Here is a 19970-nt window from a genome sequence, read left to right on the forward strand (position 1 = left end):
TTAGGAAAGGAAAATCCATGAAAAAGCTTTTAAAGGTTTTAGGAATCCTTATTGTTGCATTATCGATTATCATCGGCGGAGTTTTGGCGTGGCTCTTCTCAAGTAGCGGAAATGAATTTTTGAAAAACAAAATCACACAAATTGCCAACGAACAAGCCCCTATTGGCTTAGAATTTACCCATTTTAAGCTTGGATTCAACTCCTATGCTTTTAGCATCACAGATAAGCAAAAATCCCAAATTGCGCTTAATGGAGATTATTCTTTATTTACTCTTAACACCAATGCAAAAATCCACGCAGTCATCAATGATTTAAGTCCTTATGAACAACTCATCGGAATCAAACTTAATGGCGGAATCGGCTTAAATGGAGAAATTATCAAACAATCTAGCAGTTTAGATTTCAAAGCGGATATTACTGCCTTTAAAAGCACAATCCACGCGGATATTACATTGGATAATTACAGCCCCAAACGCCTTTTCCTAACAAGCCCCAATGGTATTGATGTAGAATCTCTCCTTGCCTTTTTAAATCAACCCAAATACGCAAGCGGTAAGCTTTTATTAAACGCAGATATGGATATTTCCAACCTTAGCGCACCAAGCGGGGGATTCCAAATCGCTTCTAGTGCGCTTTCTCCTAATGTTTCATTTCTTAACAAAACTTATGGAATCGCATTGCCAAATGATCCTATTAAACTCGCAATTAATGGACAAGCGCAAAAAGATTCTATCATCACAACCTTACTTGCAACTTCAAGCTATTTAAATCTCAAATCTGATAATTTACAAGCAAGTTTGAAGGATTACGCAACTAATGGGGAAATCCAAATCAAGCTTGAAAAAATCGGTATGAGTGGAATCATGCTTAAATCCCCTATAATGGCAAATATCAACCTCAAATCTAGCAAAATCACAAACCAAGAGGCAACCCTCGCACTCAACCTCATCACCCAGCCTATTTTAGCGCATATTAGCCTACCCAATTATACGCCAAAGGATTTAACGCTTAGTGCGCAAGATTTGAATCTACAAGAAATCCTAAATCTCGTCGCTAAATACACAAATTCCGCTCCCTATGACGCAAGTGGAATCCTTAGTTTAAATGCCAAAGTAGATAAGATTGATTTAGAGAATCTCAACTATGATTTAAATGCAAAGCTTAGCGGCACGATTGCAGACTTCAAATATCAAGGAATGCAACTTGCCAACAACAACCAACTTAACGCGCAAATCAGCGGGGATTCTAAGAAGCTCAAAGCGCAAATCCAAAGCGATTTGTTTGATTCTAAACTCGCAGCCAATGCTGTTTTAAACGATTACGCACCCACCAATATAGAATTAGATATTAACAATCTCAATCTGCAAAAACTCGCTAAATTGTTTGATTATGGCGTAACAGGGCAGCTCAATGCAAAAGCAAATCTCAAAAACTTTAAGGATTCTAACTTTGATGGTGATTTTGAAGTTAATTCCGACCAAATCACCCTTACCAAAGCAACGCTCAATTCCTTAAGTGGAATGGATTTCAAACAAGATATTGCCTTAGCATTAAAGGGTAGCGGAAGCCTTAAAAATGGCAATGGAAGCGCACAGATTCAAGCCAATGGCAAAGATTTGAACCTAGAAATTAGTGATGCTAAAATCAATCTAAAAGATAATGCTTATAGCGCGAATTTCAGCTTCAATACGCCAGAAATTGCCAATATCAATCCGCTCTCTTTAGGGTTAAAAGGCGCACTCTCCTTAAAGGGAAGCGCAGGATTGGCTAAAGAAATCCCAAGTTTTAACCTACAAAACAAAGATTTTGGGGACTTAGACATTCGCCTTGAAAACGAAAAGCTCACTCTAAAAGGCACGGACTTAAATGTGAAAAAGATTGCAGATTTCACCGGCAATGGCAAATTAGTCAAAGGCGGAATCCTCAATGCAAATGCGGATTTGACCATTAAAGGAAATGACGCGAAAACAATCCTAAAAAACCTCAATGGAATCGCGGAAGTCAATAGTAAGAATTTGGAAATTTATAGCGTGGATATTGATGGACTTGCAAGTAACTTTGAAAAATCCACCAACATTAGCCTACTAGATGTCGGCGCATTTGTCCTTGCCGGTCCTCTAGGCATTGCCGCAACCAAAGGAACAAATGTAAGTATGCTAGGATTCAATGCAATAGTAGAATCCAAAAGCCTTATCAAGGAATTAGAAGCGAAATTTAATCTCAAAAATGGAATCGCAACTGCGCAAGATGTTGCCTTTGCCACAGGTAAAACAAGAATAGCCGCTGTGGGTGCAATCAATCTCAACAACAATGCGTTTCAAAATTTCACGATTGGTTTGTTAGATGATAAAGATTGTGCGAAATATTCCCAAAATATCAAAGGCACATTGGAGAATCCAAAGATTGAAATCACGCAAACAACAATTTCCACAGCGGTCAATCTCGCCACTTCACTTTTTGGGCAAATCAAAAAAGGAGCGCAAAGCGTGGCAAAACCCGTTATTGGTGAAAGTGAGCAATGCAAACCTTTCTATCATGGAAGCGTCAAACACCCAAAATAATGAGAGATTCCACCTTTAATTTCATTCGCAAACAATCCCACAGCATAGAGGCTAAACTCTTCCTCTGTGGAATCGCATTATTGGCGATTTTTGGGATTGCAATTTTGATTTGTTTGTTTCTCCAAAATGGCTTGGGCGATAAACTCTTAAGCGTTGGTTTAAGCTCCCTTGTTTTTGGGAGAGCCGCTGGAATCTCTCTAGCTTTGGCATTAGGATTCAACGCGCTTTGGGCTACGATTTTGAATATCTACATTGAAAACACAATGGTTGTGATTCTTTATCCTTTGTTTGTATGGAGTGTGCAAGGAATCCGCACTTTTCAAAAAACCGAAAATTTTTTCAATTCTATCAACGCAATTGCGCAAAAATACGAAAAACTACTCAAACGCTATGGAATCCTCGGCTTATTTTTATTCGTATGGTTGCCCTTTTGGCTCACAGGTCCTATTGTAGGCGCAGCCATCGGATATTTTATGCGCTTACAAGTTTGGCTAAATCTCTTTGTGGTTTTAAGCGGGACGAATCTCGCAATTGTGTGTTGGGCGTATTTATTGGCTCGTTTGGATTCTGAACTTAAATATTTTGGGCAAAACTCTATGTGGGTTCTGCTTGGAATCTTTGTGAGTTTAGCAATCTTTGGAGCATTTTTTGCAAAATTTAAACAAAAAGGGAAACAATGAAGTTAATTTCTTGGAATGTCAATGGCTTACGCGCTTGTATGAATAAGGGCTTTATGGATTTTTTTAATGCGGTGAATGCAGATATTTTTTGCATTCAAGAATCCAAAATGCAACAAGAACAGAGTGATTTTATATTTGAAAACTACTATGAATATTGGAATAGCGCAGAGAAAAAGGGCTATTCTGGCGTCGTGATTTTTAGCAAACAAAAACCGCTTAGCGTAGATTATGATATGGGCATCGCCCACCATGACAAAGAGGGACGCATTATCACTGCACAATATAATGATTTTTATCTCGTCAATGTCTATACGCCAAATTCCAAGCGTGAGTTAGAGAGGCTGGATTACCGAATGAAATGGGAAGAGGATTTTTTGGGATTCTTGAAGTCTTTAGAAAAAACCAAACCCGTAATTGTTTGCGGGGATTTAAATGTCGCACACAAAGAAATTGATTTGAAGAATCCAAAAAGCAATAGAAGAAATGCGGGTTTTACCGATGAAGAACGCGCGAAATTTAGCGCATTGCTAGAAGCAGGATTCACCGATACTTTCCGCTATTTTTATCCCGATTTGGAGGGAGCGTATAGTTGGTGGAGTTATATGGGCAAAGCAAGAGCAAACAACACGGGTTGGCGGATTGATTATTTTTTATGCTCCCAAGCGTTAGATTCCAAACTCATTGGAGCTAAAATTTATCCTGAAATTTTAGGAAGCGACCATTGTCCTGTGGGGTTAGAAATTGAAGCACATTGATTTAGACAACCAAAGCAATTTTGTGCCAAATGCCGATTTTTTGGCACTTTTAGATTCTATTTTGCAAAAGATTTTGGAAGATTTGGGGATTCCACAAAAATCCTGTGAATTATTGCTTGTAGATAACGCAAAAATTGCGCATTTTAATGCAGAATTTCGCGGAATCCAAACTCCAACTGATGTGCTTTCTTTCCCGCTAGAAACAAAATTTAGCCCATTTTTAGGCAGTGTCATCATCTCTGTAGAATACGCACAAAGCGTAAGTGCGAATCTTCATCATAGCCTAGAAGATGAGATTGCCTTGCTTTTTATCCACGGAATCTTGCATTTGGTTGGTTTTGACCACGAGATAGATGAGGGCGAACAAAGAGCGAAGGAAGAGGAATTAGTCCGACAATTTCATCTCCCCCAAAGCCTCATTGTCCGCACACAAACACCACTTGAAGGATAGCAAATGCTAGGCAAAACGCATGTGAGTTTTGGGCTTGGATTAAGCGCGTGTGGAATCACAGGCTTTACCGCACTCACAAATACTGCTTTAAGCGGCGCGGAGTTAGGAATCTTTTATGGCGCAGTCGCACTGGGTTCGCTTTTGCCCGATATTGACGAGCCAAACTCACTACTTGGCAAGAAAACACTAGGAATCTCCAACCTCATCAAATCCATTTTTGGGCATCGTGGCTTCACACATAGTTTGAGCTTTATTGTCTTGCTTGGAATCCTACTACCACTCTTAAGCCTTTTAGGAGAGAAGTTTTGGAATCAGATTCCATTAATTGTAGAGTTTTCTAAAGCCTTTGGCAGTGTGCTAGGGGCGCAAAACCTTGAATTTTTTGGAATCGGTTTGTTGTTGGGTTGCGTTTTTCATCTTATCGGGGATATGATGACTTTAAGCGGTGTGCCTTTGCTATTGCCCTTTAAAGCGCAAAATTACCATATCACGCCGCCTTTTATGCGCTTTAGAACCGGTGGAATCCCAGATAAACTTATCACCGCATTAAGCCTAGCGGTTTTTGGATATTTGAACTTGGAGCTTTTAGGCTTTAGCACAAATCTTAAAGGATATTTTCCTTAAGATTATGCCATAATATCGGCACAAATTTGCGATTCTATATTAAAGATTCCGCCTTTGCATTATTACAAGAAGCGGAGTGACAAAGTAATCCATAATCTTAAATCTCGCCCTTAAAGATTCCATTGTATTATTTTTCTTGAAACCCAATCTTATAGATTGCCACGAAGCCTAACGACTTCTCGCAATAACGCAGTAGTAGAATCTCCTTAAATTCAACATTATAGATTTGCGCTAAAACGGGTGAAATTTGTTTTACAAATTACATGCCACGACTTCTACGAAGTCTTGCAATGACGGAGTGGTGGAATCCAAAACTAAGGATTCTGCTCCAATGCACGATTAAAGCGTTTTAGCGAACTCTAACGCACCTTGTTTGCTCAAAATCGGAGAAATTAGAATCTTAGCCTTTTCACCCAAAAGCTCCAAAGCGCGTTTTTGCGTGGTTGCGCCAATGCACAGCGCAGTATAACTAGAATCCCAAGCGAAGTTTAGCAAAAACGCTTCAATGTGTGAGGGTGCGCTAAAAAACACAACACAATCTCGCTTTAATGGCTTTTTTTGCGATTTGGCAAGTTTGATTTGCACACTCTCATAAAGCACCGCTTCTTGTAATGAAATCGCAGAATCCCGCAGGATTTGTGGGAGTTTGGACGCGATTTTCCGCGCACGGACAAATAAGGGCTTTTTGCCCTGCAAATGGGCGACTAGCTCCTTAGCAAACACATCGCCATACGCACGACTTGCGCTCATAAATACCCGCAAACCCAAATCCTCCAAAGCTTTGTTACACCCTGCCCCCAAAGTGAAATTAGGCAGATTCCGCCATCTTTGCATTGCTTCTTTTGTATAAGGCAAAGATTCTAAATTTTCTCTCAATGCCAAAACTGCATTTGCCGAAGTAAAAATCAAAGAATCGCAAACCTTTAGTTTATCCCAAATTTCACTACAAAAAAGTGTTTTAATCTCCAAAAGTGGCAGAATCTCAAGGGATTCTTGCTCATCTTGACACAAAATTTCGTTGGTTTTTGTGATATAATAAATCGTTTTCATCTGTTTATTGTAACGAAAAATTTATAAAATCAAAGGCGTCCCAAATGTATGTCAAAAATCAAAGCCTTGCTAAGCTAGTGAATTTAGCAAACCTAAATTTAGGCGAGTTTATCGTGATTGATTTGCGCTCTAGGGGGTATTTTCTCATTAGCCACATCAAGGATTCCATTAATGTAGAATCTTTAAAACGCATTGCATTTATTGCGCAAGAAAATCCAGATAAAAAGATTCTGCTTTATTGCCATAGTGGAGCGACTGCGGCGGATTTTGGGACACAACTTGTAGAAATGGGATTCCAAAATATTTATTATGCCGATGATAATTATTTCAACCTCGCAAAATACGGAATCCCACTAGAGGGCGAGGGGTTATGATTGCTTTATTGCAATGCTTTGCGCAATGACAAGATAATGGAATCGTGGGCTGATTAGGATTGTGGATTGCTTCAGCGTCGCCTCGCAATGACAGAAAGTTTGCTACTGCGTCATTACAAACAAAGTAAAGCAATCCATACCTTAAACCTCAAAAACAACACATAAAATCTTTAAAAGCAAAATTTCTCTGTTTCAAATTGCTTTGATTGCGCCTTACAAAGACACAACAAAAGTTAATCACCAAAAAATCATCAAGGGATATTTTAAAGGTTTTTAAGCTATAATCAAAACTTTAATGAATAATATTTAAGAAACTCTAGGGATTTTTATGCTCAAAAACTCAAAACTCATCGAACCTGCGCGTCTTTGGACAGCGATTTTTATGCTAGTGGCAATCCTCCTAATCATCGTATTCCATCACCCCTTGCTTATGTGGGCAGTTCTTGGAGTGGCTTTTATGATTGGCTTTTATGAATCTTACAAACTTTACAACCAAACCACTCCAAGCTCTACTTTTCTAGCCTTTGCGCTTTTGATATGGTTAAGCCTTTATATCTTGGAATCCCCTGTTGGAGTTTTCGTGATATTGGTGATTCTAGGAGCATTCCAAAGCTATACCAAAAAGGGCGAAATCAAACAAATGCTTCCCTTTATTTATCCCACGATTCCCTTTATTTTTCTTTATCTGCTTTATTTAGAGGATTCCATTAATGCCATTATTTGGCTCATCGTCATCGTGGGACTTACCGATAGTTTTGCGTATTTTGGAGGTAGAATCTTAGGAAACAAACTCTTTGCCAATAGTGCCTTTTGCCCTACTTCGCCCAACAAAACCAAAGAAGGAGTTTTAGTAGGCATTGGAATCGCAACCTTAGTTGGCTCACTCGTAGGACTTGGCGTGTGCGGATTCTTCACTTCTTTAGTCCTAACGCTCATTGTCAGCTTTACTAGCGTGTTTGGCGACCTTTATGAAAGCTATCTCAAGCGACAAGCCGGAGTGAAAGATAGTGGTGCGATTCTACCCGGGCATGGTGGAATCCTTGACCGCTTAGATGGCTATTTCTTCGCTGTAATTGTCCTTTATACGCTCTTACGGATTGTGAAACTATGATTCTGCTAGGTTCTACTGGTTCTATTGGCGTCAATACGCTAAAAATCGCCAAGCGATTCCACATAGAAGTAGAAATGCTTGGCGCAGGAAGCAATATCACGCTTTTAAATGCGCAGATTTCAGAACACAATCCCAAAGCAATCCTTATCGCAAAAGAATGCGATATTCCCAAAATCACTTCAGAATTTCAAGGGGAAATTTACATTGGCAAAGACGGAATCCTCAAAGCAATCAGGGATTCCAACTCTCCGCTCGTATTAAACGCACTTAGTGGGTTTTTAGGATTAGAACCCACGCTTTGTGCAATCTCTTGTGGCAAAGTCGTTGCATTAGCAAACAAAGAAAGCCTTGTTGCAGGGGGAGAACTCATTGATATTTCTAAAATCATTCCTATTGATAGTGAGCATTTTAGTCTAAGCTATTTGTTGGGATTCTCTAATCTTTCTAGCTCCAAAAACCTTTTGCGTCCTTTTAAAAATCTCTATATTACTGCAAGTGGTGGCGCATTTCGCGATATGGAACTCCAAGAGATTCCACACCAAAACGCAGCTAACGCCCTCAAACACCCAAATTGGCAAATGGGCAAAAAAATCACGATTGATTCCGCTACAATGGTAAATAAGCTGTTTGAAATCCTAGAAGCCTATTGGCTCTTTGGCAGCAAAAACATTGACGCGCTCATTGAAAAAAACTCCCACATTCACGCGCTTGTAGAGTTTTGGGACGGAAGTGTGGTTGCACATTTCGCCAATGCTAATATGCAGCTACCTATTGCGTATGCTCTTTGTCTTGGATTGGGATTGCCTGAATCTTTTTTACACCAATTCACAAACGCACACCAAACAACTCCAAATCCAATTATTGAGCCTCTAAACTTCCAAACTTCAAACTACCATCTCCAGAACATTGAAACCGCGCGTTATCCTTTGTGGAATCTCAAAAACATTCTTTTAGAAAACCCAAAACTAGGCTTAGCACTTAACGCCGCTAATGAAATTGCAGTAAATGCGTTTTTGCAAGATTCCATTCCTTTTGGGGCAATCCATAAAATCGTGCAAGATTCTATGCAAACTTTTAACAAAATCCATTTTAACACCCTAGAAGAAATCCTTGCCTTAGATGAAGAAATAAGAAATTACGCGAGGGGAAAACTCGCACTTCATTAAGCTTGTCATTCCATCTTTTCTTAGTTGATTTAATCTCTCATTATTTATTGATTTACATTTTTTTGAAATAATACACATAAAATTTTAAGGAGCAACTATGAAAGCTAAAACTTTACTTTTAAGCGCGTTACTTGCAGGCAATGTTTTTGCCTTTGAAGTCGCAGAGTTACCCAATATCACAGAGAGAGAAACTCCCAACACTTCACAAACTAAAATTTATTCCTATTATAATTCTATCAAAGAAGCCAAAAATGCCGTGGTGAATATCTCCACACAAAAAAAGGTTAAAGCACCCAATCTCCAAGCACACCCATTGCTTAACGATCCTTTTTTCAAGCAGTTTTTCGGTGATGCCTTTGGCGCAATGATTCCAAAAGACCGCGTAGAGCGAAGTCTTGGGAGTGGTGTGATTATCTCTAATGATGGCTATATCGTAACCAATAATCATGTGATTGATGGGGCAGATAAAATCCTTGTATCTTTGCCAGAAAGCAACAAAGAATACGAAGCAAAAGTAATCGGCAAGGATTCCAAAAGTGATTTGGCAATCATCAAAATCCAAGCAAACAACCTACCCTTTTTGAAGTTTGCTTCAAGCAATGATTTGCAAGTGGGCGATGTCGTGTTTGCTATTGGAAATCCTTTTGGCGTGGGCGAAAGCATCACACAAGGCATTATTTCTGCACTCAATAAAAATGGAATCGGGATTAATGACTATGAGAACTTTATCCAAACAGACGCTTCTATTAATCCCGGAAATAGCGGGGGTGCGCTCGTGGATAGTCGGGGTGGTTTGATTGGAATCAACACCGCAATCCTTTCTCGCACCGGCGGAAATCACGGAATCGGATTTGCGATTCCCTCTGAAATGGTCAAAAAAATCTCTAAATCCTTAATAGAAGATGGCGTGATTGAACGCGGATATTTAGGGATTAGCATTCAAGATGTCAGCGGAGATTTGCAAGAGGTTTATAAAAACCAAAAAGGCGCGGTTGTGATTGCGATAGAAAAGGATTCACCCGCAGAGAAAAGTGGCTTGAAAGTTTGGGATTTGATTGTCAAAGTCAATAACAAAGAAATCAAAGGCGCGGCGGATTTGAAAAACATCATCGGCACTTTTAATCCAAAAGAAAAGGTAACTTTAAACATTCTTAGGGACAAAAAAGAGCAAACCCTCCACCTCACCCTTGCAAAAGCACCCAACGAACAACAAGGAAGCATTAAAGAAAACAGCGGAATCGCAGGGCTTGAAATTGGTGCGCTCAATGCAGAAAATAAATCAAAATACGGAATCCCAAATAATATTCAAGGGGTTTTGGTTACAAATGTTCAAGCCAATAGCAAGGCAGAAGAGCTAGGCTTTAGTCGCGGTGATATTATTATTCAGATTGAAAGCTTTAGTATCAGCGACCTTAAAAGTTTCAATGACGCGATGAGCCGCTACAAAGGACAAACTAAGCGTATGTTAATTAACCGCAATGGCAGAATCCTAAGCATTGTAGCAAGATAATCTTGGGATTTTGCATTAGTAGAATCGTGGCAATCTATAATATTGAATCTCGTGTCATTGTAGAATCCTCTTTTGTTTAAAGCTATAGATTACTTCGTTGCTTCATCCTCGCAATAACGCAGTAGTTAAATTGGATTGCTGCGTTCGTTTCACTCACTCACAAGGACGCAGTAGCGGAATCCTTCTGGATTCTATGTTGTTATTCATACTCATTTTTTACAATAAGCAAAATCTTTGCGCAGAAAATCAGATTGCAGATATAAAATCTTAGCAAAATAGTTTAAAAAATCTTAGTAATTTATCATTATGAAACTTGACAATATTAGACTAAAGTTATATAATTCTAGTCAATTTAAACCAAAATCCAAAAGGAGTTTTTATGAATATTTTAGAAAAATTAACCAATACTTTACAAGAAACTTTAGAGCAAGGAGCTTCTCTCGCACTCCACAACAAAAATCAAGAAATTGAACCTGTCCATCTTTTTTGGGCAATGCTAACCAATACAAACTCGCTTCTCAACCAAGCCCTTAATCGCCTAAACTGCGATAAAGGTGCGCTTGAATTAGAAGCAAAAAGCCTTGCGGGGAATTTGCCCAAAAGCAGCCAAGTCTCCAAAGAAAATTTAAAAATCTCACGCAATCTTAACGAGGCTTTCAATCTCGCCAATGGCTTAGCTACGAGCAATGGGGATTCTTATATTGCACTAGATACCTTTATCATAGCCAATCTACAAAACGATTCTATCAAACAACTTTTTAGCAAATATTTAGATTTAAATGAACTCAAAAAGACTTTTGAAGCTATGCGAGCAGGTGCAAAAATAGACTCTCAAAGCGGCGATGAAAACCTAGAGAGTTTAGAAAAATTTGGCGTGGATTTGACCAAAAAAGCCGCCGATGGCAAACTAGACCCTGTGATTGGCAGAGATGAAGAAATCACGCATATGATGCAAATTCTAATCCGTAAAACCAAAAACAATCCGATTTTACTTGGAGAACCCGGCGTCGGTAAAACCGCTGTTGTAGAGGGACTTGCACAAAGAATCTTCAAAAAAGAAGTGCCACTCTCTCTGCAAAACAAGCGCGTCATCGCCCTTGATATGAGTGCGCTCATTGCAGGTGCTAAATATCGCGGAGAGTTTGAAGACCGCCTTAAAAAAGTCATTGAAGAAGTCAAAAAAAGCGGTAACATTCTCCTCTTCATTGATGAGATTCATACGATTGTTGGGGCAGGAGCGAGTGAGGGTAGTATGGACGCAGCAAATATCCTAAAACCCGCCCTTGCAAGAGGTGAATTGCATACCATTGGCGCAACTACACTCAAAGAATATCGCAAATATTTTGAAAAAGACGCCGCTTTACAAAGACGATTCCAACCCGTAATGCTAAACGAGCCAAATGTCAATGAGGCATTGCAAATCTTGCGCGGAATCAAAGAAAGATTAGAAGCGCACCATAATGTTACAATCACTGATGGCGCACTTGTAGCGGCGGCAAAACTCTCCAATCGCTACATTACAGACCGCTTTTTGCCCGATAAAGCAATTGATTTGATTGACGAAGCCGCAGCAGAATTAAAAATGCAAATAGAATCCGAACCTAGCGAATTAGCCAAAATCAAGCGCGAAATAGAATCCCTACAAGTGGAGAAAGAAGCTCTTGTCATGGAAAAAAATGATAAGAATAATCTGCGCATTGAAGAAATCATCAGAGAAATTGAAAACAAAAACGAAAAGAAAAAAGGCTTAGAAGCGCAGTTTGAAAGCGAAAAACAGGTTTTTAACGACATCGCAAATATCAAAGTCAAAATTGATTCCCTAAGAACAGAAAGCGAACTTGCAAAACGCAATAGCGACTTCAATAAAGCCGCTGAAATTGACTATGGTAAGATTCCAGAATTAGAAAAAGAATTGGAATCCCAAAATCAAAAATGGGAAAAAATGCAAGAAGCCGGAACTCTGCTTAAAAACGCGGTGTTGCCCGAATCTATCGCTTCTGTGGTTAGCCGATGGACGCAGATTCCAATCAAAAAAATGCTACAAGACGAGAAAGACAGAATCTTGGGCATTGAAGAAGAACTCAAAAAAGATGTGATAGGGCAAGAAAAAGCACTCCATGCAATCGCAAGGGCAATCAAGCGCAACAAGGCGGGTTTAAGCGAATTAAATCGCCCTATTGGAAGCTTTTTATTCTTGGGACCTACAGGAGTTGGCAAGACAGAATCCGCCAAAACTCTTGCGAGATTCTTGTTTGATACTCAAAAGAATCTGATTAGGATTGATATGAGTGAATATATGGAAAAACACGCGGCAAGTCGTTTAGTCGGCGCACCTCCGGGATATGTTGGCTATGAAGAAGGGGGGCAACTCACAGAAGCTGTGCGTCGCAAACCCTATAGTGTCGTGCTTTTTGACGAGATAGAAAAGGCGCATCCTGATGTCTTTAATATGCTTTTACAAGTGCTTGATGATGGGCGTTTGACGGATAATAAGGGTGTTACGATTGATTTTAGAAATACGATTATTATTTTGACGAGCAATATTGCGAGTAATGCGATTATGGAGCTAAAAGACGAGAAAGAACGCGAAAGTGCAGTCAAAGACGCGCTTAAAAACTACTTTAAACCGGAGTTTTTGAATCGTTTAGACGATATTGTGATTTTTAATCCTTTAGGATTAGAGCAAATCACGCATATTGTGGATATTTTATTAAAAAGCATAGAGAAAAAACTACAAGAACGCGAAATTGGAATCGTGCTTGAACCAAGTGCTAAGGAACTCATTGCTAAAGTTGGCTTTGACCCAACCTTTGGTGCTAGACCGCTTAAACGCGCACTTTATGAGGAAGTAGAAGACCGCTTGGCAGATTTGATTTTGGAGAGCAAAGTCAAAGAGGGAGACAAGGTGATTTTCTACGCGCAAGGGGATTCTATCCAAACGCGCATAGAATCTGCAAAGTAATTTTACGATTCCACAGGCGAATTAGAATCTGTGAAGTTGTTTGGATTCCACAGGCTAATTTTTAATTTAGCGGTGGAATCTTGAATCTTTTTCATTTTATTTTAATAATTTTTAGCTACCATACTGATTTGCTTCCTTGAATTATTCAAGTTGCTTACGGAGTATAGCGCAGCCTGGCTAGCGCACACCCTTGGGGTGGGTGAGGTCGTGGGTTCAAATCCCGCTACTCCGACCATTTTTGGATTCTGTCGTTCAATAAATTATCCAGTGTTTAGTTTGTTTTGATAAGATTTGATAGCGTAGATTCTTTTCTTATTCTCACTATCCATCTCCTCACACATTTTCTCAAACTCTTGATAGTATTTCCACGATTCTATGATGTCTGGGCGCATTTGTTTGATATAGACAAATCCCTCATCAAAGTATTTTTTATAGATATTTCTTGCCTCTTTGTGTTCTTTTAGATATTCTAGGATTTGTTGTTCGGTTACTTTGTTGGATTCTACACTCTGCGTTTTTTCTTTAAGTGCAATGATGTATTGCTGGAGTTTTGATTTGGTAGATTCTAAATCCTCTTTTGCTAGAAGTTTGGATTCTAAACTCGTCACAATAAAAAATCCTATCTTTAAACCACACAAATCAAGCTCCAATGCAGAAGTTATATCTATCTTGTCCTTTGGCGCAGACAATGTTTGTTGCACTAAAATAAGAATATCATCAATTTTAAAAGTAATGGGAAGCAAATATCTGTATTGATCGTTAATCTTTGATTCAAAAAATCCTCTATCTTCTTCTTTTGGAGTTGGCAATCCAAACTCTTTAGAAAGTCTTACCATTGTATCAAAAGTGCGCCTCCCGACAATCTCTTGCATATCAAGGTAGCGAATATTATCAAGATTTGGAATCTTTGAGAGGATTTGAGAATATTGAAAAATATTAATTTTGCCATATATATCAAAATCTAATATTTGTATTTGTGGTGTTTGATCGATATTGTTTGCCTTATCTTTGTAATAATAAATTCTATCTACTGCCAAATCCAACTCCGTTAATTTATAAATCACTTGATTGCTTGGCTTTGGTCTTCCGTGATTAACTTCGTGTTTCATTCTTGCAATAGGGTCTCTTACTAACATGATGCAGGGGACTTTTGAATCCATTAAAGAAAGGATTTTTTCGTTATTATAACTACTAAATGTCCATTCTGTATAACACAAAAGTTCTATTTTGTTTGTGATTAATTTGCCATAAAGTGATTTGCAATCAAGCCCATTATTTATGTTAATATATAGCATACACGCATTCAAGCGTCTCAAAAAATTTAGAAGTGCCGCATGCCCACTTCCTCCAAATAGAATCGCAAGATTATTATACCTCCTCGGCAAAGGCAGATTCATCTCCCAAGCAAGTTCAGCTGGAATATCTTGATAGCTTAGAATAGGAGCGGAATCTCTAAAGTGGGATTGTGTGTTGTGGATTGTTTCGTTTTTATAGTCCTTGCAATGATGTATTAATTGTTCTTTATCTTTTTTAGAGTCTCTTTGTGTTTGTGTATTGTTATTAAACAATAAAGAAGTCGTAGAATCTTTTAAGGATTCTGCATTAGGGATTGCTTTATCCACTTCACTTCCTCGCAATGATATGTTGGTTGCCATTGTTTCATTATGAGAGGCTTTAGCTTCGTGGCACACACTGCTTTGTAACAAATCCATAGTGTTAGTTACTTTTGATTCCACAACAGAATCTCTCTTTGTTTCTTCATTCTCTATAAACCATTTAGGATTGAGTAAGGGAGGATAAGAGGAAATAGGAGGTTTTTTAAATTCTGGGAAGAGTTCAATAAGCTGGTAATAGAATCTTGTATTGGATTTATGTTTTTGCTTGATTTGATAAAGAGTGAGAAGTAAAACACAAAAAGAAAGGGGGGAGAAAGAAAACGAACAAAAAGAAGCACAAAAAGCATTTAAAGAAGACAAAGAGATATGGTTGGGATTGTGGGAAGATTGAGATTCTTTTAAGTGTTTAGAGGAATTTGGGGAGTTTAAAGATTGAAAGGGTTTAGAAATAGAATCTAGGCTTTTAGAGGATAAATCCCCCCCCCCCCGCAGAATTTAAGGAAACTTGTGCATTGATGTTTGCTTTTGTATTGAGTTGAATATTAGTATTTGCAGGAATATTGGTATGAATATTTGTATTAGTAGTTGTAATTATATTGGTGTTGGTATTAATATTTGTATGGGTTTTAGGATTCTTTTGTCTTGCTTTGTCAAAGGCTATCATTATTATAGCAAATAATGAAGTGAAATACAAAAAGCTTAAAGAATATTGGATTAAAAGTTTGATTAGTGAGTATTGGTAACAAGCACCACAGACAAAAAATCTAAAAATTTTGAGAAGTCTGTAACAAAGTGGCGGACAGAGAGAGATTCGAACTCTCGGTAATCTTGCGACTACGCATCCTTAGCAGGGATGTGGTTTCAGCCAACTCACCCATCTGTCCTTTTGAATCAAAGAATCGTAATTATATCTTTTTTAAGTAAAATAAACCTTAAATAAAACTTGTTTTAAAGTGTTCAAAGCGATAAATGGATTTTTGGTATAATTTAAGATTATGGATTTGCAAAATCGCCAAAGAAGCTCCAACAGCGAGAGATTCTATAAAATTCTTTATGCGATTCCACTATTTTGCAAGGACTCTGCTTGAAAATAAGCCACGATTGGGTCAATCACTAAATCCAAATTGCCACTTAGCATAATCTCTTCTAAGCTATACAAGGTAAGCCCTACGCGATGGTCGCTTAAGCGGTTTTGCGGATAATTATAAGTGCGAATCCGCTCACTGCGGTCCCCACTTCCAACTTGCGATTTTCTTTCTTGCGCATTCTGCTCCATTTGCGCTTCTAGCTCTGCTTCATAGATTCGTGCTTTTAGAATCTTCAAAGCTTTGTCTTTGTTTTTGTGCTGGGATTTCTCATCTTGCATAGAAACACTAATGCCTGTGGGAATATGCGTAATTCTCACGGCAGAATCTGTCGTATTAACGCATTGTCCTCCATGCCCACCTGCGCGAAATACTTCAATCTTTAAATCATTGGGGTTAATCGTAACTTCCACATCATCAACTTCTGGCATAATCGCCACGGTGATGGCAGAAGTATGAATGCGCCCCTGCGATTCTGTCTCTGGCACACGCTGCACACGATGTGTGCCACCTTCGTATTTCAGCCTAGAATACGCGCCCTTGCCCTTAATGAGCGCAATCACTTCCTTATAGCCTCCGACATTATTTTCGCTAGAACTAATGATTTCTACTTTCCAAGATTTTAATTCAGCATAACGCACATAGGTGCGGAACAAATCACCGACAAAAATCCCCGCTTCATCGCCTCCTGTGCCTGCGCGCAATTCCAAGTAAATATTTTTATCATCATTGGGATCTTTTGGAAGCAACAAAACCTTAATTTCTGATTCTAAAATCTGATTTTGGGATTCCGCTTCTTTAATCTCTTCTTTTGCCAAATCGCCCAATTCTTTATCATCTAGCAAAGATTTATTTTCTTCAATGCTTTGAATATTTTGCAGATATTGACGCGATTTTTGCACCAACTCTTCCAAGTCGCTTTGCTCTTTGCTAAGCTCTGTAATGCGCTTAATATCTTGCAAAGTCTCTGGGTCTGCGAGAAGTCTAGTAATCTCATCGTAATGGTCAATAAAAGGCTGAAGTTTAGAAGCTAACATATTTGTGATTCTTTAAATATAAAAAATAAGTCTAACGATTGATTAGAGGAATCGCAAACGCAAATTAAGCGTTTGCCAAAGCAAGTTTTTTTACCAAAGCATTCAAGCGACTAACTTTTCTTGCGGCAGTGTTTTTTGTCAAGATTCCTTTACTAACATAGCTGTGGAAGTTTTGGTTGATTTGCTTAAAGACTTCTTGGGCTTTGCTAATATCTTTCGCTTCGATTGCTTCGCTCAAGGCTCTTGTCATATTTTTGATTCTCGTTTTATAGTAACGATTGCGTTCTGTGCGCACTTTGGTTTGACGAATGCGTTTTTCTGCAGATTTATGATTTGCCATAGCGGTGTTAATCCTTTTATAAAATTTTTAAGCTATAATTTTAGCTGATTTTTTATTAAAAGCAAATAAAAGGTAGAGTAATGAAACTTTTTGGGACTGATGGAGTGCGAGGCGAAGCGGGTGTGAAATTAGACGCATTTTGCGCACTAAAGCTTGGAATCGCAGCGGGAATTTACTATCGCGAACATTCTAAAACCAATAGAATCTTAGTTGGAAAAGATACTAGACGCAGTGGATATATGCTTGAAAACGCCCTTGTCAGTGGGCTAACAGCTGTCGGATATGAAGTTATACAAATCGGTCCAATGCCAACACCTGCGATTGCCTATCTCACGGAGGATATGCGTTGTGATGGCGGGATTATGGTGAGTGCAAGTCATAATCCTTTTATGGATAATGGGATTAAATTCTTTGGGCGTAGCGGTTATAAGATTGACGAAAAAGACGAAGAGAGAATCGAAAAAATCTATAATGATGTCGCAGGCTTAGAAAATGCCCAAAAACGCGGAAAAGAAGTAGGCTCAAGCAAACGCATTGACGATGTGGTAGGGCGTTACATTGTGCATATCAAAAATTCTTTTCCTAAAGATTTATCCTTGCACGGAATCCGCGTTGTGCTAGACTGCGCTAATGGAGCGGCATATAAAGTTGCCCCTACGATTTTTAGCGAACTTGGCGCGGAAGTTTTCGTTATCAACGACGAACCTAATGGATTCAACATTAACGAAAATTGCGGGGCTACACAGCCTTTAATGCTACAAGAAGAAGTGCGCAAAGTGCGCGCGGATATTGGATTCGCACTTGATGGGGACGCGGATAGACTTGTCGTTGTAGATGAAAAAGGCGAAGTTGTGCATGGCGACAAACTCATCGGGACTTTAGCCCTTGCCGCCAAAGAAGACAAAACCCTTAAAAACAATACTGCAGTGGCAACGATTATGAGCAATTATGCTTTAGAGGAGTTTCTCAAAGAACACGGAATCGCGCTGATTCGCTCTAATGTTGGCGATAAATATGTGTTGGAATCTATGTTGGCTCAAGATTTAAATTTCGGCGGGGAGCAAAGCGGACATATTATTTTTAGCGATTTTGCCAAAACAGGCGATGGCTTGGTGAGCGCATTGCAAACGATTGCTTATATTTTAAAATCCAAAAAACCCGCTTCCAAAGCCCTAGATTGCTTCAAACTCTACCCGCAACTTTTAAGGAATCTCAATGTAAATTCCAAACCCGCGCTAGAATCTTTAGAAAATTACAATGCACTCTTAAAAACAATAGAATCGCAAAACATTCGGCATTTAATCCGATATAGCGGCACAGAAAACAAACTACGGATTCTACTTGAAGGCAAAGAAATCAAAAAACTAGAAAAAACAATGAACGAATGCGAGGCGTATTTCAAAGGAAAAATTTGCTAAAGAATCCCAAAACAAAGAATCTTCAAGGCAAGGATTCCACAATGCGCAAGAAATGGATTGCCTCTGTCGTGGCACTTTGTATTGTTTTTGCGCTAGACCAAAGCATTAAATGGTGCTTTCTTTTGCAAGGCTATGAGGCGGGAGATATGATTTATCATACCGATGTTATTTCGCTTCTTTTGGTGTTTAATAAAGGCGTTGCGTTTTCTATGTTTGCGTTTTTGGGGGAATGGCTGAAAATCTTGCAAATTTTGCTGCTTGTGGGGATTTTTGTGTATTTATGGAAACATCAAGAGCTGATTGCGGAGTATTCTATCCCGATTGGAATCATCTTTGGTGCGGGATTGTCTAATATTTTAGACCGCTTTATCCACGATGGCGTGGTGGATTATATTTTTTGGCATTATAAATTTGAATTTGCTATTTTTAATTTCGCCGATGTGATGATTGATTTGGGCGTTGTTTTGATTCTTTATCTCGCTTTTTTAAGAAAAGATAAAAGTGTGTCGTGATAGAATCGCGCTTTTGCTTTGGGTTTAAATTGGATTTAATTTCAAGCAAGATTCAAATTCAAGCATTCTAAGCAAACTTTGAATAAACTAAAATAAATTTTTGGTCGCGTAGCTCAGTTGGTAGAGCACTACCTTGACATGGTAGTGGTCGCTGGTTCAAGTCCAGTCGTGGCCACCATAACTGCATTTTAACTTCTAGGTTATAGCAAATAAATGTGTTATTTACCAGCAAAATACCGCGCGATTAAGCGGAATCTCAACCGCAACCAATCTTACCATAACCTAGTGCGCAATCGCCAAAGCCCAAATTATCCTTTATTTGAGCGCAAAAAGCAAGAAGTTTTAGACTTTGGCGCAAAACATGGCTATTCGCGTAGTTGCCTGAATTTTACTTGGAAATTCTTAGCAAATTATGAACGAGCCAATAAACCAAAACCAAAGCTGTGTAAATGGTGGTATTATCTGTGGTATTGGCGTTACTTGGTTGGCTATTCATAAGTCTTTGCTGTTTGGATTTTGTGCATTGCGTTTTTGCGAGGAATGAGCGAAGCGAATAGCGTAGTGCACACTGCGTTAGCAGTTTGCCCATACTTGCAAATCCACACCTAGAATCTTGCCTTAAAGATTCCATTGTAAAGTCTCCTTTCATTCAGTATTGTAGATTGCCACAAATTGCGTTGCAATTCTCGCAATGACGAGAGACAAAGTCAAAGGCTAA

At 38.8% G+C, this 19970-nt stretch carries 18 protein-coding genes and 3 tRNA genes; 15 read left to right on the forward strand and 6 right to left on the reverse strand.

The window, feature by feature from the left end; translation table 11 throughout:
* Positions 1 to 17 precede the first annotated feature (17 nt).
* From LS69_RS08260 to LS69_RS08280, 5 genes are read left to right on the forward strand one after another with little or no spacing between them, the layout of a single operon-like run.
* A complete protein-coding gene (locus LS69_RS08260) occupies positions 18 to 2561 on the forward strand; it encodes an AsmA-like C-terminal region-containing protein (protein ID WP_138123990.1) in 2544 nt (847 codons plus the stop codon).
* A complete protein-coding gene (locus LS69_RS08265; protein WP_138123992.1) occupies positions 2519 to 3241 on the forward strand; it encodes a small multi-drug export protein in 723 nt (240 codons plus the stop codon). The genes LS69_RS08260 and LS69_RS08265 overlap by 43 nt, the downstream gene beginning before the upstream one ends.
* On the forward strand, positions 3238 to 3996 hold the full coding sequence (locus tag LS69_RS08270; protein ID WP_138123994.1) for an exodeoxyribonuclease III: 759 nt from the start codon (positions 3238 to 3240) through the stop codon (positions 3994 to 3996). Before LS69_RS08265 ends, LS69_RS08270 begins: the two co-directional genes overlap by 4 nt.
* Positions 3992 to 4447 (forward strand): rRNA maturation RNase YbeY, encoded by a 456-nt coding sequence (gene ybeY, locus LS69_RS08275; RefSeq protein WP_138124023.1) that lies wholly within the window; start codon positions 3992 to 3994, stop codon positions 4445 to 4447. Before LS69_RS08270 ends, ybeY begins: the two co-directional genes overlap by 5 nt.
* A 3-nt stretch (positions 4448 to 4450) precedes the next feature.
* Positions 4451 to 5071, forward strand: coding sequence for a metal-dependent hydrolase (locus LS69_RS08280; protein ID WP_138123996.1), 621 nt, complete (start codon positions 4451 to 4453; stop codon positions 5069 to 5071).
* Positions 5072 to 5410: 339 nt separating this feature from the next.
* Here the strand turns inward: LS69_RS08280 and LS69_RS08285 are convergent, their stop codons facing one another.
* A complete protein-coding gene (locus LS69_RS08285; protein WP_138123998.1) occupies positions 5411 to 6121 on the reverse strand; it encodes a uroporphyrinogen-III synthase in 711 nt (236 codons plus the stop codon).
* Between the two features lie 44 nt (positions 6122 to 6165).
* Between LS69_RS08285 and LS69_RS08290 the strand changes: the two genes are divergently transcribed.
* From LS69_RS08290 to LS69_RS08315, 6 genes are all read left to right on the forward strand, one after another.
* Positions 6166 to 6495 (forward strand): rhodanese-like domain-containing protein, encoded by a 330-nt coding sequence (locus tag LS69_RS08290; protein ID WP_138124000.1) that lies wholly within the window; start codon positions 6166 to 6168, stop codon positions 6493 to 6495.
* A 328-nt stretch (positions 6496 to 6823) separates the two neighbouring features.
* Entirely contained in the window at positions 6824 to 7606 is a 783-nt protein-coding gene (locus LS69_RS08295; RefSeq protein WP_138124002.1) for a phosphatidate cytidylyltransferase, read from the forward strand.
* A complete protein-coding gene (gene dxr, locus LS69_RS08300) occupies positions 7603 to 8772 on the forward strand; it encodes a 1-deoxy-D-xylulose-5-phosphate reductoisomerase (protein WP_138124004.1) in 1170 nt (389 codons plus the stop codon). The genes LS69_RS08295 and dxr overlap by 4 nt, the downstream gene beginning before the upstream one ends.
* 97 nt (positions 8773 to 8869) lie before the next feature.
* Positions 8870 to 10282: a Do family serine endopeptidase gene (locus LS69_RS08305; protein ID WP_138124006.1), complete on the forward strand. Its 1413-nt coding sequence runs from the start codon at positions 8870 to 8872 to the stop codon at positions 10280 to 10282.
* 379 nt (positions 10283 to 10661) lie between these two features.
* Positions 10662 to 13244 (forward strand): AAA family ATPase, encoded by a 2583-nt coding sequence (locus tag LS69_RS08310; RefSeq protein WP_138124008.1) that lies wholly within the window; start codon positions 10662 to 10664, stop codon positions 13242 to 13244.
* A 157-nt stretch (positions 13245 to 13401) separates the two neighbouring features.
* Positions 13402 to 13479: transfer RNA gene (locus LS69_RS08315), tRNA-Pro, on the forward strand.
* Positions 13480 to 13504: 25 nt separating this feature from the next.
* Here LS69_RS08315 and LS69_RS08320 read toward each other — a convergent pair.
* The 5 genes from LS69_RS08320 to rpsT all read right to left on the reverse strand — a co-directional run bounded on the left by LS69_RS08320 (position 13505) and on the right by rpsT (position 17322).
* Entirely contained in the window at positions 13505 to 14980 is a 1476-nt protein-coding gene (locus LS69_RS08320; RefSeq protein ID WP_194145472.1) for a DUF2972 domain-containing protein, read from the reverse strand.
* A 343-nt stretch (positions 14981 to 15323) separates the two neighbouring features.
* A complete protein-coding gene (locus LS69_RS08325; protein WP_138124012.1) occupies positions 15324 to 15524 on the reverse strand; it encodes a hypothetical protein in 201 nt (66 codons plus the stop codon).
* 129 nt (positions 15525 to 15653) lie between these two features.
* Positions 15654 to 15744: transfer RNA gene (locus tag LS69_RS08330), tRNA-Ser, on the reverse strand.
* A gap of 167 nt (positions 15745 to 15911) precedes the next feature.
* On the reverse strand, positions 15912 to 16982 hold the full coding sequence (prfA, locus tag LS69_RS08335; protein ID WP_138124014.1) for a peptide chain release factor 1: 1071 nt from the start codon (positions 16980 to 16982) through the stop codon (positions 15912 to 15914).
* A 64-nt stretch (positions 16983 to 17046) separates the two neighbouring features.
* On the reverse strand, positions 17047 to 17322 hold the full coding sequence (gene rpsT / locus LS69_RS08340; RefSeq protein ID WP_138124015.1) for a 30S ribosomal protein S20: 276 nt from the start codon (positions 17320 to 17322) through the stop codon (positions 17047 to 17049).
* An 80-nt stretch (positions 17323 to 17402) separates the two neighbouring features.
* On the opposite strand from rpsT, the gene glmM reads away from it, so the two are divergent.
* From glmM to LS69_RS08360, 4 genes are all read left to right on the forward strand, one after another.
* Entirely contained in the window at positions 17403 to 18740 is a 1338-nt protein-coding gene (gene glmM, locus LS69_RS08345; protein WP_138124017.1) for a phosphoglucosamine mutase, read from the forward strand.
* A gap of 41 nt (positions 18741 to 18781) precedes the next feature.
* On the forward strand, positions 18782 to 19252 hold the full coding sequence (gene lspA / locus LS69_RS08350; RefSeq protein ID WP_138124025.1) for a signal peptidase II: 471 nt from the start codon (positions 18782 to 18784) through the stop codon (positions 19250 to 19252).
* 102 nt (positions 19253 to 19354) lie between these two features.
* Positions 19355 to 19430, forward strand: a tRNA-Val gene (locus LS69_RS08355).
* A 35-nt stretch (positions 19431 to 19465) separates the two neighbouring features.
* Complete coding sequence (locus tag LS69_RS08360; RefSeq protein ID WP_138124019.1) at positions 19466 to 19750, forward strand: hypothetical protein; 285 nt, start codon at positions 19466 to 19468, stop codon at positions 19748 to 19750.
* The last annotated feature ends 220 nt before the right edge of the window (positions 19751 to 19970 follow it).

Source organism: Helicobacter sp. MIT 05-5294, assembly GCF_000765675.1.
GTDB lineage: Bacteria > Campylobacterota > Campylobacteria > Campylobacterales > Helicobacteraceae > Helicobacter_D.

Excerpts from the sequence above, each read along its gene's own strand:
- LS69_RS08260 (WP_138123990.1), top strand. The coding sequence starts at position 18 with ATGAAAAAGCTTTTAAAGGTTTTAGGAATCCTTATTGTTGCATTATCG.
- LS69_RS08265 (WP_138123992.1), top strand. The coding sequence starts at position 2,519 with ATGCAAACCTTTCTATCATGGAAGCGTCAAACACCCAAAATAATGAGA.
- LS69_RS08270 (WP_138123994.1), top strand. The coding sequence starts at position 3,238 with ATGAAGTTAATTTCTTGGAATGTCAATGGCTTACGCGCTTGTATGAAT.
- LS69_RS08280 (WP_138123996.1), top strand. The coding sequence starts at position 4,451 with ATGCTAGGCAAAACGCATGTGAGTTTTGGGCTTGGATTAAGCGCGTGT.
- LS69_RS08285 (WP_138123998.1), bottom strand. The coding sequence starts at position 6,121 with ATGAAAACGATTTATTATATCACAAAAACCAACGAAATTTTGTGTCAA.
- LS69_RS08290 (WP_138124000.1), top strand. The coding sequence starts at position 6,166 with ATGTATGTCAAAAATCAAAGCCTTGCTAAGCTAGTGAATTTAGCAAAC.
- LS69_RS08295 (WP_138124002.1), top strand. The coding sequence starts at position 6,824 with ATGCTCAAAAACTCAAAACTCATCGAACCTGCGCGTCTTTGGACAGCG.
- dxr (WP_138124004.1), top strand. The coding sequence starts at position 7,603 with ATGATTCTGCTAGGTTCTACTGGTTCTATTGGCGTCAATACGCTAAAA.
- LS69_RS08305 (WP_138124006.1), top strand. The coding sequence starts at position 8,870 with ATGAAAGCTAAAACTTTACTTTTAAGCGCGTTACTTGCAGGCAATGTT.
- LS69_RS08310 (WP_138124008.1), top strand. The coding sequence starts at position 10,662 with ATGAATATTTTAGAAAAATTAACCAATACTTTACAAGAAACTTTAGAG.
- LS69_RS08325 (WP_138124012.1), bottom strand. The coding sequence starts at position 15,524 with ATGATAGCCTTTGACAAAGCAAGACAAAAGAATCCTAAAACCCATACA.
- prfA (WP_138124014.1), bottom strand. The coding sequence starts at position 16,982 with ATGTTAGCTTCTAAACTTCAGCCTTTTATTGACCATTACGATGAGATT.
- rpsT (WP_138124015.1), bottom strand. The coding sequence starts at position 17,322 with ATGGCAAATCATAAATCTGCAGAAAAACGCATTCGTCAAACCAAAGTG.
- glmM (WP_138124017.1), top strand. The coding sequence starts at position 17,403 with ATGAAACTTTTTGGGACTGATGGAGTGCGAGGCGAAGCGGGTGTGAAA.
- lspA (WP_138124025.1), top strand. The coding sequence starts at position 18,782 with ATGCGCAAGAAATGGATTGCCTCTGTCGTGGCACTTTGTATTGTTTTT.
- LS69_RS08360 (WP_138124019.1), top strand. The coding sequence starts at position 19,466 with ATGTGTTATTTACCAGCAAAATACCGCGCGATTAAGCGGAATCTCAAC.